This is a genomic window from Microcoleus sp. Z1_A1 (genome assembly GCF_036700305.1).
GTDB lineage: Bacteria > Cyanobacteriota > Cyanobacteriia > Cyanobacteriales > Microcoleaceae > Microcoleus.
On sequence record NZ_JAUBOR010000040.1, the window covers coordinates 1 to 16,195 of the forward strand.

Genomic DNA, 16,195 nt, shown 5'->3' on the forward strand with positions numbered 1-16,195 from the left:
AACTCAATCCTTTTAAGGATTACCCCATAGAAGCCAGTTATCCCCCGTTTTCACGGTTTCGACTGAACGAATCGCACGCAAGTCTTGCTCGATGGATACCAACGGTCGATAAAAATGATTTGTTTACCTTTCTTCGTCGCCACCCATCCCAGAATTTGCAGGAATTCCCCAAATGCTAAATCTAAAATTTTCCGTCCCCAGAGGCGTTGCATTCCCTTCAGGTTCAACGTCTCAAAGCACAGCACGTCAAACTGATCTGTTAGTTTATGTGCCAGCTTCCAGAACCAGTCAGAGCGCCGATTCACCACATCCTCATGCTGGCGAACAAGATGCTTTCTAGCGCGTTCCCGATTGGCTGAACCTTTCTGTTTATGAGAGTGCTGGCGACTCGCTTTCTGGATGGCATTAAGCGACTGTTTGAGGAATTGAGGCGATTCGATTTTGGCAGCATCCGAGACGGTGAGGAACGTTTTTAAACCAAAGTCAAATCCAGCGATTCTACTCGTCTCGAATTTGCTTTCTGACTCCGAAACGCTATCAACAACCACAACCATAAACAACTCACCTAATGTCGTGCGTTTAATGGTTAAAGTTTTGACTGTTCCCTCAATTTCTCTCGATTTCCAATATTGATACACTTTCTGCCCAATCTTGAGCCGATTGCCACCTAAAAACTTGTATCCAGCCTGTTTTAAGGTGAAAGACTTATATTTCTTTACTTTCTTGAATCCCGGCGCCCTCACTCCTTTTTGATGATGTTTGAAAAACAACTGGTAGGCTTTCTCAATGCGCTGGCAGATATCCTGCACAGCTTGAGCTCCAACCAACTGCCAGAACGGATTGCGCTTCCGCAGTTTGGCAATATGAGCCTGAAGTTTGGCGCAGTTCAAATGCTTAGCCCACATCCGGTAGTACCGTTTATGGAGTGCTATACAATGGTTATAAATTACCCCGGCAGCATTGATGGTTCGCTTGAGGTATTTATTTCGCTTATGATTGTATAGTTTGAACTTCAGAGTCTTCATACTATTATTGTATAGTCAAAATGTTCTCATGGGGGACTCAGAGAAAATAAAATACAATAAAATAAAAAGCCGTCCTAGAAGGACGGGGCTTTAGACCCATTAATTTCGGTAAAGCCCGATGCAATTATTGCTAACCGCCCGACACATTTTTAGCAAACTCATCGCGTCCAGACTCCAAATTAGCTGGAACGCCGTTAGGGTAATTTTGCGCGATTAAAGCTTGCAATTTTTGCACTCGGTTTTCAGGGTTGGGGTGAGAACTCAAAAACTCCGGCGGCGCTTCGCCCTTCCTAGCGGCACCGAGGATTTGCATCACCTCAACAATACCTCTAGGATCGTAACCAGCTTCAGTCATAAACCGAAAACCGAGCCGATCGCTCTCAAGTTCATCCGATCTACCGTACCGCAAACCGACAACTTGATTGACAGCTTGAGCAATTAATGCTGCCTGCTGCCCGCCCCCGCGATCGTCGCTAGTAGCCACCCCAACCGCCGTTACCAAAGCCCTGCCCAACTGCTGTTTTGCCAAGTGTTCCGCACCGTGGCGGGCGACAACGTGACCGGCTTCGTGCCCGAGTATAGCGGCCAACTGAGCCTCCGAATTCAGCCGCCCCAGCAGCCCCGCAGTAATGAAAACTTGTCCCCCCGGTAAAGCAAAAGCATTCACAGTTTGGGCGTCTCGCAGCAGGTGGAATTCAAACGGATAACCCGCTTGTTTCGCCACAGAACCGTTGATAACTCGTGCTCCTACTCGATCGAGATACTGCTGAATACTTTGGCTGGGATAAAGCCCCCCGTGCTTGGCGGCCATTTGATCTCGCGCCTGCAATCCCAAAACTATCTCTTGGCGGGGAGAAAGCTGCACCCGCTGTCTCTCTCCTGTTACCGGATTTTCTACGTCGTTTGTAAAATAGGTGATTGCCCCAAAAAATGCCATTAACAGCCCGATCGCGGCTCGAAATAAAAATTTATTCACAGGCTTTCTACCTAAAAAGTTTCGCGATTAGAATACTATGGTGACAGCTTTCTCGACATCTGTCTGAAGTATCAAGAATGGAAAGTTGTTAGAGTTTTTTGAGATAATTTGCGAACAAGGCTTTTTTTTAACGAACCGCGAAGGCGCGAAGGACACGAAGGAAGGGAAGAAGGTTATAGTTATTAAATTGGTTAAACTGAGATGTTGCACCATTGTCAGCAACAGGCTTTCCGGCCTGTTCCACAAAGAATAGATTTTCTTGTGGAACAGGCCGGAAAGCCTGTTCCGAAAAGGCTAATTGAGAATGGTGCAACATATGAGTTAAATCTCTTGAATCCACTACAAAATCAGTTGCCGAACTTCCTTCGCAATATGTTCCAAGCTACCCGCCGCCGCCTCGCTATTTGGTACACTGCCGTTACTGCCGTATTATTACTTGTATTCGCCACAGGTTTCTATTTCTACGTCCGCACTACTTTGATCGATCGCATTGATGACACCCTCAATCATGTTGTCGAAGTAATAGAGCGAACTCTCGTTATCGAACCGCTCAAAATCCCTAATACCACAGATAAAAATAAATTGCAAGTTAATATTCAAGCCAGTTTTCGAGATAGCACCGATGCAGTAGAAGACGACCACATAGATTTAGAATGGTTCAGTCCTACGGGCGAATTGCTGTGGTCTACATTATCGGAACCGCTGAATATTCCCATTCACGCTAACCGCACCGGCGAAACAGTTTGGATAATTAATAATGAGTTGCAGTCAGCTCAAAACTATTCTCTCAGACAAGTAACCCAGCGAGTACAAATCGGCAGGCAAGTTCTGGGATATTTGCGAGTCAGTCATCCTTGGTTTGAAGTGACAAAACCCATCCGCCAATTAATTCTTGATTTGATTTTGGGCGCGAGTTTAACTCTAATTTGCGTGGCGGCGATTGGCTGGCTGCTGTCGGGATTGGCAATGGCACCGGTGCGAGAGTCTTACGGGCGTCTCAAACAGTTTACCGCCGACGCTTCTCACGAACTCAGAAATCCGATCGCCACTATTCAAACTAACGTCCAAGTAGCTTTGGCGGAACCGGATATCGAACCGCAGCAACACCAACAGCTACAAGTTATCGAACGCCTCACCCGCCGTTTGGGGCGCTTGGTTGACGATTTGCTGTTTTTAGCCAGACAAGACAGCGGTATCGTGCAACAGCAGTGGATTGAAGTTCCCCTCGATGCTTTGCTGATGGAGGTAATTGAAGAACAACAGGCGATCGCCACAACCCAAAACCTCTCTCTTTCTTTGGAAATTGTCGATCAGCCCAACGCTGAGGACAACTTTACACTGTTGGGCGACTGGGATCAACTAGCCCGACTCTTTACCAATATAGTCAGCAACGCCGTGCAGTACACACCCTCTGGCGGAGAAATAGAAGTAGAATTGCAACTTGCAGCCAAAAACAAAAGAAATTCGCCGATCTTAAATCCAGCCCTGCAAATAAAAGTAACAGACACCGGCATCGGAATTTCCCCAGAAGCCCTGCCACATTTATTCGATCGATTCTACCGCGCAGATCCCGCCCGCACCCATCGCAGCGCCGCCGGTTCCGGCTTAGGATTAGCAATCGCCAAAGCAATTGTCGAAAATCACCGGGGCCAAATCCGCATAGACAGCCAAGTCGATCGAGGTACAGCCGTTACCGTCACCCTCCCCGCCCACAAATCAGAAGCATCCCACCTCTAAAACTTCCCCTCCTCCTCTGCGCCCTCTGCGCCCTCTGCGGTAAAAAAAAATCTCCCCCTCAAGCCTGATTCTTCTTACCTCTGGCCCAAACCAAGCTATTAAAATTCAATTCCCGCATAGATTAACATGAACTTTGTTAGACAACCTCGATCGAACTTGTGAGGAGTTATTTATGTTTCGCCACAATCTACCGTTTAAAAAAATCAGCTTGCTAGCAGCCACCGGCGTCGGTTTACTCGTTAGTCTCGCAACAATTTCCCACGCCGGCGGCCCCCCGCCCCAACAAGGAAAACCCGTTTCCCAACCCGCAGAGACTCCCGCAGCCACTGAAGAACCCGTCAGCGAACCAACTCCGGCTGCGAGTCCGGGCCCCAGCGGGATGCCCTCTACACCAACAGACGCGCCTGCCCGCTTCCCCATGCCCAGTGCGCGAGTTACGCCTGCCGAAGGCATGATAGTAATTAAACTGGTGAATACCACCAATGCCGTCATCAATTATCAAATCGTAGGCGTCACCCAGCCGCGCACTCTGGGCGAACAATCGGAAATTTTGCTTCAAGCCATCCAAGTGCCCATCACCATCACTTATCAGCGCCCAGACGGCGGATTGCTGCTGGTTCGCCCCCAAGCAACCGCGATGCCGGGAATGTTGCAAGTCAGTTTCGGCGCGACAACTGAGTTGGAGGCTGATACAAAATCGCTGCAAATTCAGGAAGATGGCAAGGTAATTTTGAATTAGTTTAACTGTTGACTGTTGACTGTTGACTGTTGACTGTTGACTGTTACCATTCGTGTCAACTTAAGACTCAAATCCATAATCAATATCGTTTATAGTTGAGTTTAGAGCCCCCTAACCTCCCTTAATAAGGGGGGAAAAGAGTATTCTTACCTCCCCTCTAACTCCCATTAATAAAGGGGAAAGAGCATTCAAAGTCAACCCCTACTCCCCACCGATCGGGGGGATTTAGGGGGATCGAAACTTCGATACAAACGAGATATACACAGGGTTTTAGTATTAGGTTGACACCGATGGGCTGTTACTAATTTACAATTCCCAATTCCCAGTCAACCGTCACTCGCCGAGTAACAACGGAGGTAACTTAGTAAAAGGTAAATCCTCGTTGATTGCATCAATTTCTTCCTGTTCTCTTTCGTTGATTTGACCGATATAAGACTTGAGAATTTGGGCAAGACGGTTGTTATAAAATCGGTGCAAACTATAATTGGGCGTAGCTGGAAAGCCACGCCGTTTTTTGTGCCGCCCGCCGGCACCGGGATCGAAGCTTTGGATGCCCCGATCGATCGCCCATTCGATCGGCGTATAGTAACAAGCATCGAAGTGCAAGCAGTCGATTTCCTGCAAACTTCCCCAATAACGGCCGTACAGTCGATCGCCCTTATACAAACAAAAAGACATACCCATCGGCTGTCTCTCATCTTCCTTGTCGTAGGCGGCTACAAATAAAACTCGATCGCGATAATTGTGGTGCAACTGTTCAAAAAATCGCTTAGTCAGATACTTGCTTCCCCACCAACCAAATTTGTCGCAAGTATTCTCATAAAAAGCATACATTTGAGAAAACATAGCTTGGGGAATTTCATCGCCTGTCAGCGTTTTTACCAACAAACCAGCTTGATCAACTGCTTTGCGTTCGCGTTTGATATTGCGGCGCTGGTTGGCATTAAATGCGCCTAAATAATTGTCAAAATTTTGATAGCCTTGATTTTGCCAAATATAACTGTGGTGCAACCAAGCGCTGAAACCGTGGCGTTCCATGCGCTGCCGCCATTCTGGATCGACATAAAGGAAATTGCAGCCGGAGATATTGTGGCGATCGCAAAAATGGTCGATCGCGCTTACCATTACTCCGGTTAACTCGTCTTCATCTTCCCCCTCGGCAATCAAAAACCGATAGCCTTCAGCCGGAGTAAACGGCGTCATTCCCATCAATTTGGGATAATATTGAATACCCAAACGTTGAGCTAAATCCGCCCACTGATTATCGAATACAAATTCGCCGTAGCTGTGGCTTTTGACATAAAGTGGCGCGCAAGCAATCAACTGTTTGTCTCGCCACACAGTCAAGTGATGCGGTAGCCAACCGGTTTTACCTGTCGCAGAGCCCGATACTTCGAGATTGTTCAGCCAATCCCATTCGAGAAATGGAGTTTTTAGTGGCATCGCCAGGGCATCCCACGACGCTTGCGGGATTTCGCCTATTTTGCTAATCCAGGCTACAGAATATTGAGGTTTTGGCTGTTTCAGCATAGGGAGACTTGTGCGTAGAGCGAACTTCATCGAGACTTACGCAGAGATCCCCCTAAATCCCCCTTAAAAAGGGGGACTTTGAGAATACTCTTGTCCCCCCCTTCTTAAGGGGGGTTAGGGGGGATCGAGCTTTGAGACTCTCAATGCGTAAGTCTTGTTCATTTAACTTAATACAACTCCCCTATTTATGGGTATTTTGACTCTGCGATCGATCCGATAATGCAAAAATACCTCTTGTCCCACCTGTTTAACCGCCAAAAGCTCCAATTTCGGAGCTAAATCCGCCAAAAAACCCTTTCCCTCCACAGGTGTCGGTGCATCCGCCCCGCCCAAAATTAACGGACACACCGTCAGCCAAAGTTCGTCTACCAAGCCTGCAGCCAGCACAGACGCTACCAGTTTTCCCCCACCCAGAATCGCCAAGCGTTTGATACCGAAGCTGGCTAGCTGTTGAAACGCATCAATCCAATCAATCTCTTCACCTGCGGTTTTCGCATAGATAATTCGATCGAATTGAGATGTTGCACCATTCTCAATAAGCTTTTTATGAATAGGCAAGATGCCTGTTCCACAAGAAAATTCCTCTGTTGTGGAACGGGCATCTTGCCCGTTCTTGAGAATGGTGCCAGATGTGCGATCGAACTTACTGTCTTTCGTCGGGTACGGAGACGGCAATGGCGTTTCCCTAGTGTCTTGCCCCGTCAGCAGCCACCGAGGCACCGGTTGCTGGAAAAATCGCAAGTTTGGGTCAAATTGGACCGATCGCGAACACACAATTTGCACCGGTTGTGGTGGCTTCCCTTGCAGTTCCCTCTGTTTGAGCAATTCCGGCGAAATCACTCTCATCGTCGTCCCATAGGCCTGTAAAGTGCCGTTGCCGAACAAAACGGCGTCGCTTGCTGCTACTTGCTGTTCGAGGTGGGCTTTGTCGTTGGCAGAACCGAATCTCGCGGGCGATCGTACTGCATCGGCAATTTTACCGTCGGCACTGATTGCGAGTATTACTGTTGCTAATGGTCGATCGATTTTATCTGTCATTAATTTATTAAATTTTCGCACGACATCATATTTAACTAAGTAACTTCACGGATATAAACCCTATTATTGTTCGCTATACGGACGCCATCACCAAGTCTTATAATCGATATCGGCTGGCGATTTCGACATAATTAAGTTTCTCTATACTCACCTGCTTAGCAACTAGAGTTATAATACTTAAAATTACCAATTTACGTCAAATTATATAAAACATAAAAATGGATTATTTAACCTGGAATAATTCAATCGCATCTCATTTCTTTAAACCGGAAATGGCGGACAGTACCGTTCACCTGTATGTCACAGAGAAACTAATAACGGATATTGGTCAAGAAAGGGGTGTTGATTTGTCAGATTTTATTGCAGCTATCAAAACGGGGCCTCCTGGGGTGACAAGGCAGGGTTTGTGCGTGAAAGCCTTACAAAGCCGGGATAATTGGCAGCAGCGAGAATTAGACTATCCGCCTTATATCGCTTATTTAGCGCTCTTTGTCTTAGCAGCCGGTATTGAAGGAACTTTTGCCGCCCATTCTTACTATCCGCGCTTGCGAACATTACTAGGCGAAGAACCTACCACAGGGCAGTATCCTTCATTTAACCGGATGTCGGAACTCTGGGAAGATTTAGAAAAATGGTCTAATCAAGATAAATCTGGCGAATTGGGTATCTTCAACAGCACCAGCATTGGCAAGAGAAATCACATTGGATTGCCGCTTGCACAAACTCTTCTGACTGAGGAAGAACGGCGCGCACTCCCGGCTATTTTTGCCGCTGCTGACTTAGATCCTATTTCATATCCCGCTGAGGGGGCGATCGCACTTTTGTTAGTCAAGCACGGGCGCAAACAACTGCGAGAACGGACTTTAAGCTTATTAAAAGAAACCAGAGACAGCGACGAACTTCGCCAAGCATTGCTCGAATGGATTATTGATGAATTGCGCGATTGGGATGGAACTGCTGAAGATTCAGGTAAGACGCAGATTTACGGAATCTTGAGATTGTGCTGCAAACTCGATTCAATTGCCAAACGCGCTAGCCTAAGCTTGCGTTGCAGTACCAAACACGAATTTCCTGAAGAGGATTTGCTGTTATTTTTAGAAGACAATTCTCAAGCTTTTTCCTGTTACGAAGATAGTGGGGGTTTGTCTTCACCTCTAATATGTGAGTCAGACGGAAAACCGCTGGTTGGTTGTGAGTTTGATTGGTTGAAAGGTTTGCAAGTGCGATCGGCTGACTCTAAATGGTGTTTTAAGCTGCCAGCATCGCCCATTCGAGTATTCGTTAATGGAGACAGTCAGGGATTGCCAGGTATTGTGGAAGTGCGGCAGTTGCCCACTCAAAAGCCATTTTATTTAGCTGCTCATCAAGAGTGTTTGGAATTGCTGACAAGATGGGGAGAATCGAGCTGTCAAGGCTTTGAAAAATTGCAAATAATAGATGGTTTGCCCAGTGGGTGGCACTTTTTCAAAGCGCAGGCTGCTTGCAGTGACGAGCTGATTAAACAAAAATACCCAATCTTAGCTTTACCGACTAATGTACGGCTAGAGTTAGCTGGGGGAATCCGCCTGGAAAGAGGCAATAAATTCTTTAAGTTTGCCCCGCCGAAATTGGTTCTGCAAGGTGCCAATGAATCAATAAAAGTATTTGGCAATAATAAGCTGTTAGATTGCACGGAAGCAGCAGGTATTTATGAACTGCCAGCCGATACAGCGGAAACGAAGTTGCTAATTGAAGCACGCAGTGGAGATGATATTATCAAACGCTGTTCTCTGTTATTGGTAGAAAACTATTCTTTGCCATCCCAAAGCAACGCGCCACAGTTCGATCGCTTCGGGAAGATCCACACCGGGGAAAATGAGAGCGCGGGCGTTTCTGGTGCATGGGTGCAGGGCGTTGATTTCCCAGACTTTAACTTTAACACTTTTTTACCAATACAAGGAAAGCAGCGGATTTTCTATGTAGGTAAAGAACCAGGGCAAATAGCAATCTGCCCTGCGGAATCACTACCTACAGATTGGGAGCCTGTTTGGGCGATTTCCAAAGGTCGCCATCGCGGTCAAGCAATGTTTTGTGGCACCAATTTGGCAGAGTCACAACCGTCGATGTCAAAGTGCAAAGACCGCAAGAAGATGCGGGCTTGGAAAGAAATATTGTGGCACGATCGCAAGATAATTTCCCCGCCAGATCGATCCAACTTGAAACCATTGTGGAAACAGTTTCAGAAGGAGGCAGAACGTGTCTGAAACTAGCGAAAAGCTGCTCTACGTTATTTCTGCAAAAAAGGAAGTTGCTTGGCTATCCTTTAAGGAAACCTTTGATTATTTGTATAATCTTGAGACGGGTGTGATGGAGGAAAATACCGGAATTAAGAATAAAAGACTTCAAACAATTCGCGCCCTCGATTCCCTAGGTCATTGCGACTTTAATTTTAGCGATCGCAGCAAGAGTAAGGTTTATGCTGCTCCCCCTGTATTGGTGCGGTTGCCTTGTGCTGGCTTTCCTCAAGCAATTTTAGCAGGAGCACGATCGCCTGCTACGATCGCACAATTATCAGAGGCTTGTCAGTCGGTGGGACATCACATTAACCTGGAAGTCACAGAACAATCCAATGAATTAGGGTTGATACCGAAGCGAGTCGCCGTGCAAGCGGAGGATGTAGGAGAATTGAGGGCGATCGGCAATTTGCTTAAAATACCTTTTATCGAAACGCCTTCAGCCTGGTCTTTGCTGCATTTTGCCGCTTGTATTTACGATTACTTAGCTACCATCGAATGGTCTAAAGAACCAGAACTAAACTGGCAAAGCAAAACCTTTGACCCGATTTCTTTACAATTTCAATCCATAAAAGAAACCGATGGCGCCATTCGCCTTAGTGAATACAGTCACCCATCCCGAAACACCAAAGTTTATTATCTGTGGCAAGATGGAATGTGTGCGGAAATAGACCTCGATTGGGGGAGGTACGCTGTTCTAAAAGCACTGCGGCGGAATGTTCTTATCTACGACAAACGCACATTCCATATGGCAGTACCCGCCAGCGCTAAGCTGCCACGACTTCTAGAAAGATCCTTAACTCTTTGTTCTGGTTATGCAGCAAAATATGAAAAAATGCCGCGTGTTCGGCCGCAAATTCAGGGATTCAATTTATTCTCCGCTATTCCCCCTCAAATAGCAGAAAGGATCGCAACTAAATTAGGGCAGACACTGTTGCAGCAATCTTTAGATATAACATAGTGAGGTAACTTATGCACAATCCAATTAACGCATTTAACACAATTCGCGACAACTTTCTACTTTATGTAAAAACCGCTTTCGGAACTCAATTTCCCGAAATTGAACGAGAACGGGAAAGACTGCTGCGCCAACCCGGTGCATTCCATCAAGAACCATGGATTGAACCGATGCCAAGCTATCAAAAATCAGGTAAAACCATCAATGATTTAGATATTTCAAATGTACCGGGATTAGATCAAACTGCCCTTCAAGACTTTAAACAACTTGCCGAGTGCGAACTTGTAGGCAATTACGAACTCTACGAGCACCAAATCGAAATGCTACGGCAAGCATTAGCAGGTAACAATGCTGTAGTAACTGCCGGTACAGGTTCGGGAAAAACCGAATCTTTTCTGTTACCTTTGTTTGCTTACCTCGCGCAAGAATCAATAAATTGGAAGCCGCCTAAAGCCGAACCAGAACACCTTAACGATTGGTGGAAAAATGAACAATGGCAGAACCAATGCAATCCGTTAGTAAATAAAAAACGCAGCTTTAAGAAATCTTATCGGGTTCCTCAGAGAAGTCACGAACAGCGGGATGCAGCAGTTCGCGCCTTGATTTTATATCCCATGAATGCTTTAGTTGAAGACCAGCTTACCAGGCTGCGCCGCGCTTTAGATTCTCAAGCAGCGCGAGATTGGTTTCAAGATAATAGAAAAGGCAATCGAGTCTATTTTGGCAGGTACAACGGCGTTACTCCCGTACCGGGGCATGAATACAAAGAAAATCGTAAACCTAATGGAAAAAAAATAGAAGAACTTCTGGAAGCAATGCAGCAGATGCAGTTATCAGCCGATCGCGCTAGCGAACACGCCGATCGCACTGGCGATCGAGATGTGAGGTTCTTTTTCCCGCGCTTAGATGGGGCAGAAATGCGCTGCCGCTGGGATATGAAAGATGCCCCGCCAGATATCTTAATCACCAACTATTCTATGCTCAGTATCATGCTGATGCGCGATCTCGAACGAGATATTTTTGAAAAAACAAAGGAATGGTTAAACAAAGATGGCAGCGTCTTTCATTTAATTGTTGACGAATTGCACTTATATCGCGGTACTTCTGGGACAGAAGTTGCTTATTTGCTGCGACTTTTGCTGCAACGTTTGGGGCTGCATCCCGGTCATCCAAAATTGCGGGTTCTTGCTTCTAGTGCATCTTTAGAACCAGACGATCCAAAAAGCTTAGAATTTTTGAATCAATTCTTTGGTTCTCAATGGAATTCCCAACAGATTATACCGGGTCATTTAGAACAAATTCCACCAATTGAAGGTCAAGAGTTTCTGGAGAGCGAACCGTTTATCGCTTTGGCAGCAGCACCAGAAATCAACAATGCAGAAACGTTGCAGTCAGCGGCTGCATACAGTGCTTGCCGTCAAATTGTGGAATCTGAAACCGCGCAAGTTGGTGCTAGAATGGTCAATGCTTGTAAAGTTGACGGCAAAATTCGCGCCGTAGCGATCGCTAATTTTGCTAAACAGATTTTCGGCAATGACTTACCCGATGAAAACCTCGAACTCGCAGTAACAGGACTTCTAGCGGCTCGCGGTTTATCGAACCAAACATCTTTGCCATCTTTCCGGCTGCACTGGTTTTTCAGGAATATTGAGGGGCTGTGGGCTTGCACTAAACCGAATCACGGGTGCGAAGAAAATGAAATCAGCAAAAATCGATTGGTTGGCAAACTATTTGTCGAAAATCCTCCCATACTTTACGACGAATACCGAGTTTTAGAACTGCTTTATTGCGAACAGTGCAGAACTGTATTTCTTGGGGGAAACAGGCTGACAAGACAGGATAATGACGGAGACGGATGGGAACTTTTGCCTACAGAACCAGATATTGAAGGGATACCCGACCGCAAGACAGCCATAGCTTTGGATCGCCGCAAGTATTCTGAATTTGCCGTGTTTTGGCCTTTTAGAAATATTAATGAAGATGTTTGCAAAGGTTGGAAGCAGCCATCGAGACAAGGTGAAGGCGGCGAGAAAGCCTCCTGGGATAAAGCATCGTTAGATACCCGCAGCGGTCGTGTTATTCTAGGAGATCCAGATTCCCCGGACGAACAGTGGGTGAAAGGCTATCTGTTTCACTTGCGATCGCTCTCTGTAGAGAAGCAAGAATTTATTGGAGCATTACCCTCCATTTGTCCCTGCTGTGCTGCTAACTACAGCCATCCTAAGAAAAAAAATAAATCGCCTGTTCGTTGGTTCCGCACAGGTTTTTCTAAGGTGAGTCAATTACTTTCCAAAGAACTGTTTTATCAGTTACCGGAAGATGCAGAATCCCGCAAATTAGTTGTGTTTTCTGACAGCCGCGAAGATGCCGCTTCAATATCCAACGGCATTGAGCGATCGCACTACGACGACTTGGTACGAGAAGCACTTTTTGATGAACTCGGACAGTTGGCTGTAGGCGAATTACGTTTATTAGAAGATATTCAACAATATGGTCAGCCTACTCGTCCTGAAGCCCAGTTATTTGCTCAACGCAACCCCAATATTGTCAGCGAGTTACAGGAAAAGCTTGAATCAGCTAACTTGACCTGGCAACCAGAACTTTCTCCTGTAGCAGTAAAAATTTTGCAGAAAGATCGAGATAATGCTCAGAAGCTACTCAACGAAATTCAGCAAAGAGGCAATACCCGCACAGTTCCTCTCAGAGCACTATTTGAAGGCATTGAGAATTCCCAAGACCCGGGACTCCTGATCCAGCGATTAGTAAACTTAGGCGTTAACCCTGCAGGTAACGATGTTCTTTACCAAGAATTTTCCTATGATGGAAAGTACCATCATTGGACAAAAATATTTGACTTTGCAACCGCCGGGTGGAAACTAGACTTGCCTCCTGAAGCAGAAACAAGGCGAGACAGCACACTTCGAGAAAAAGTTAAATCTGAGGTCTGCGACACACTTTTTAGTCGCCTGTACTTTGGGATTGAAGCATCTGGATTGGGTTATATTCGCCTGAATTTACTCCCAAATCAATTAGAACAGCTAGCCATTCAATGCGGAGTTTCAAGCTCAGTATTTGAGAGTATTTGCGATGGCGTATTGCGAATTTTAGGTGAATTGTACAGATATCCAAGAAAACCTCAAGATTATCCGCTGGATGACTGGAAAGACTGGGGTGATGCGCGCTCCAACTTCCGGAATTATATTAAAGAGTGTGCAAAAGCTTGCGGAATTTCCGAACAGGAATTGAAGCCCGCATTGAAATCTGCTATTTGCGAATACGGTCAACACCACCACTTTAAACTTAATCCCCGGTATTTATCTGTACGAGTTGCTGTGTCCGATGACCCCGTGTGGCAGTGCGAGTCTTGCCAGCGCCATCACCTGCACCGCGCCGGAGGTGTTTGTACTAATTGTTTGGCACATTTACCAGCGAAATCTAATAGAAAATGCGGGGATTTGTACGATCGCAATTATTTCGCCACCCAAGCTGTAAATAAGCGTCAACCGTTGCGGTTGCACTGCGAAGAGTTGACCGGGCAAACCGACGATCAGGCCGAAAGACAGCGGCATTTCCGCAACATCATCGTGAATTTTGGCGAACAAGACAGAGATTTTATCCCAGTAGTAGATACCATCGATATCTTGAGCGTCACAACCACAATGGAAGTGGGAATTGATATTGGCAGTTTAATGGCTGTTGTGATGGCAAATATGCCGCCGATGCGCTTTAATTACCAGCAGCGTGCGGGTCGCGGAGGGCGCCGGGGTCAGGCTTTTGCTATTGTACTTACTCTCTGTCGCGGTCGATCGCACGATGAGTTTTATTACCGGCATCCTGAAAAAATTACGGGCGATCCGCCGCCGGTTCCTTTTCTTGCTATGTCACAGGTTGAGATGGCCCAGCGCCTCCTCACCAAAGAATGTTTGAGACTAGCATTTATTGCTGCTGGTGTCAACTGCTGGGAGGTGGAAAAAAAGCCGGACAGTCACGGTGAATTTGGCACAGTTCAAAATTGGAAGGAAACGGAAGAACGGCGCGAACAAGTTCGGCGCTGGTTGGGAACTTCTTGTGAAGTAACTGAGGTAATAAATTCTCTGCTAGTCGGCGTTGAAGGTATCGAGCGCGATAACTTAGAAAACTATGCACGTCAGCAGTTGTTTGATAAAATTAATGAGTGCGCCAATAACTTAGAATTGACTGGTGATGGATTGGCAGAACGCCTCGCTGAGGGCGGGATTTTGCCGATGTACGGGATGCCTTCAAGAGTGCGCGATTTGTACCATCACGAACCGTCTAGAAAACAGAAAGTTTCTACTATCGATCGAGATTTAGATTTAGCAGTCGCGGAATTTGCACCAGGTTCCGAAAAAACTAAAGACAAGCGAATTTATACCGCGATCGGGTTTACAGCACCGTTAATTTCAGACGGTAAACACGGGTTAGTTCCTGCGGGCGAACCTGTGAGCGATCGCAAATGGATGTTGAGGTGTCAGCGCTGCCAACATACGGCAACCTCTAATACAATATTTGAAGATATAATCTGTCCGAAATGCGAGGCAACTGAGGAACATGGATTTCGAGTTTTTCAGTGGGCTGTCCCTTTAGCTTTCCGTACCAGCATCAATCCTGGAGCTGACGCTAAAGAGGAATACGATGCGTTAATTACAGGTGCAGGCAGCGTCGCCGAGGCCCAACCTCAAGATTTTAACTTAGTAAATAACACGAATACTCAGATAGCTTTCTCTAAGTCCGGCCGCGTTTTCCGCGTCAATGACAATAGAGGACAGCTATTTAAGGGAGCAATAGGAACTGCCACATTTGGACGCGGTGACAAACTATTACCCGATCAGTGGATTGATGAGCGATTCCAGAATAAGCCTGACGGGGTGAGGTTTAAACCCCAGGGCGAGTCAGAGGCGATCGCTATAATTGCCCCAAAAACTACTGGCGTACTGCGAATTAAGCCCGTTACTGTACCTGATGGATTGTGCCTCGATCCTATTGCACCCGGTTCTGCTGTCAAAGCTGCTTTCTACTCAGCCGCTTTCACGGTTCGTGCTGTAGCAGCACAGGAGTTAGACATCGATCCGGAAGAATTAGACATCAGCGGTTTGCGACAGGTTGAATTAGAGGATAAAAAAGTAGGAGAAATTGTAATTAGCGATCGCCTTGCTAACGGTTCTGGCTTCACCTATTGGCTAGCTAATCACTGGGAAGACATCCTTTTAGACAAAATTCTGAATTCTCAAAATAGCTTTGCTGAGGCAATTATGTCACCACAACACCGCCAAAAATGCGACTCTTCTTGTTACGATTGCTTGCAGCAGTACCGCAATATGAACTATCACGGTCTGCTGGATTGGCGTTTGGGACTTTCCTTGCTGAGGGCATTGGCTAGCAGCAATTTTCAATGCGGACTCGATGGGGATTTTTCTACTCCTGACTTAGAAAATTGGCTGCTGAATGCAACTGCTTTGCGCGATATATTTTGTGCTTCGTTTAGTTGTTCCGGGGAACAGTTCGGCGCTTTACCGGGTTTTGCAGTGGGAGATAAAAGCGTTATTATCGTTCATCCTTTGTGGGACGTAGATAACCCTCAAGGCTTATTGCATGAAGCGATTGCTACAGTAGAAGCGCCCGATCGAGTTCGATACCTAGATACCTTCAATCTCCTGCGCCGTCCGAGTTGGTGCTATCAATCGCTAGATGATTAGATGCAGGATTCAAACATTAACACACTAGATGGTGGATAACTTGACTGAATGAGGATTTACGCAACCTTCTCGTGCAGAGCCGTGGCAATTCCCAGAGCGCTTGGGGCTACGCGGCCTGCTGGGGGATTGCCACGGCTCTGCCTAAATCCTATTAATGCACTATGTAGGCGCTCCGGCCTGCTCTCCTATTTGTAAAGTTTTTTAT

At 46.4% G+C, this 16,195-nt stretch carries 9 protein-coding genes; 5 read left to right on the top strand and 4 right to left on the bottom strand.

Going from position 1 to position 16,195, the window contains the following annotated elements:
* Positions 1 to 50: 50 nt before the first annotated feature.
* Both QT973_RS21540 and QT973_RS21545 read right to left on the bottom strand, forming a co-directional pair.
* Complete coding sequence (locus QT973_RS21540; RefSeq protein ID WP_333392135.1) at positions 51 to 1,025, bottom strand: transposase; 975 nt, start codon at positions 1,023 to 1,025, stop codon at positions 51 to 53.
* Between the two features lie 130 nt (positions 1,026 to 1,155).
* Positions 1,156 to 2,001: a M48 family metallopeptidase gene (locus QT973_RS21545; RefSeq protein ID WP_333053986.1), complete on the bottom strand. Its 846-nt coding sequence runs from the start codon at positions 1,999 to 2,001 to the stop codon at positions 1,156 to 1,158.
* Positions 2,002 to 2,373: 372 nt separating this feature from the next.
* Between QT973_RS21545 and QT973_RS21550 the strand changes: the two genes are divergently transcribed.
* Together QT973_RS21550 and QT973_RS21555 are read left to right on the top strand one after the other, a co-directional pair.
* Positions 2,374 to 3,738, top strand: a complete 1,365-nt coding sequence (locus tag QT973_RS21550) for an ATP-binding protein (protein WP_333054089.1) — start codon at positions 2,374 to 2,376, stop codon at positions 3,736 to 3,738.
* A 172-nt stretch (positions 3,739 to 3,910) separates the two neighbouring features.
* On the top strand, positions 3,911 to 4,477 hold the full coding sequence (locus QT973_RS21555) for a hypothetical protein (RefSeq protein WP_333053987.1): 567 nt from the start codon (positions 3,911 to 3,913) through the stop codon (positions 4,475 to 4,477).
* A gap of 333 nt (positions 4,478 to 4,810) precedes the next feature.
* Here QT973_RS21555 and QT973_RS21560 read toward each other — a convergent pair whose 3' ends face one another.
* Together QT973_RS21560 and QT973_RS21565 are read right to left on the bottom strand one after the other, a co-directional pair.
* The gene (locus tag QT973_RS21560; RefSeq protein ID WP_333392137.1) at positions 4,811 to 6,007 is read right to left on the bottom strand and encodes a GNAT family N-acetyltransferase; all 1,197 of its coding nucleotides are present in this window, start codon (positions 6,005 to 6,007) and stop codon (positions 4,811 to 4,813) included.
* 162 nt (positions 6,008 to 6,169) lie between these two features.
* Entirely contained in the window at positions 6,170 to 7,045 is an 876-nt protein-coding gene (locus tag QT973_RS21565; protein ID WP_333231946.1) for a dihydrofolate reductase family protein, read from the bottom strand.
* 218 nt (positions 7,046 to 7,263) lie between these two features.
* Here QT973_RS21565 and QT973_RS21570 point away from each other — a divergent pair, with 218 nt between their 5' ends.
* The 3 genes from QT973_RS21570 to QT973_RS21580 are packed head-to-tail and all read left to right on the top strand — an operon-like array spanning position 7,264 to position 15,990.
* The gene (locus QT973_RS21570) at positions 7,264 to 9,288 is read left to right on the top strand and encodes a hypothetical protein (RefSeq protein WP_333053990.1); all 2,025 of its coding nucleotides are present in this window, start codon (positions 7,264 to 7,266) and stop codon (positions 9,286 to 9,288) included.
* A complete protein-coding gene (locus tag QT973_RS21575) occupies positions 9,281 to 10,279 on the top strand; it encodes a hypothetical protein (RefSeq protein ID WP_333053991.1) in 999 nt (332 codons plus the stop codon). The genes QT973_RS21570 and QT973_RS21575 overlap by 8 nt, the downstream gene beginning before the upstream one ends.
* A gap of 11 nt (positions 10,280 to 10,290) precedes the next feature.
* Positions 10,291 to 15,990, top strand: coding sequence for a DEAD/DEAH box helicase (locus QT973_RS21580; protein WP_333053992.1), 5,700 nt, complete (start codon positions 10,291 to 10,293; stop codon positions 15,988 to 15,990).
* The last annotated feature ends 205 nt before the right edge of the window (positions 15,991 to 16,195 follow it).

Coding starts and splice junctions, on each gene's coding strand:
- QT973_RS21540 (WP_333392135.1), bottom strand. CDS start 1,025: ATGAAGACTCTGAAGTTCAAACTATACAATCATAAGCGAAATAAATAC.
- QT973_RS21550 (WP_333054089.1), top strand. CDS start 2,374: ATGTTCCAAGCTACCCGCCGCCGCCTCGCTATTTGGTACACTGCCGTT.
- QT973_RS21555 (WP_333053987.1), top strand. CDS start 3,911: ATGTTTCGCCACAATCTACCGTTTAAAAAAATCAGCTTGCTAGCAGCC.
- QT973_RS21560 (WP_333392137.1), bottom strand. CDS start 6,007: ATGCTGAAACAGCCAAAACCTCAATATTCTGTAGCCTGGATTAGCAAA.
- QT973_RS21565 (WP_333231946.1), bottom strand. CDS start 7,045: ATGACAGATAAAATCGATCGACCATTAGCAACAGTAATACTCGCAATC.
- QT973_RS21570 (WP_333053990.1), top strand. CDS start 7,264: ATGGATTATTTAACCTGGAATAATTCAATCGCATCTCATTTCTTTAAA.
- QT973_RS21580 (WP_333053992.1), top strand. CDS start 10,291: ATGCACAATCCAATTAACGCATTTAACACAATTCGCGACAACTTTCTA.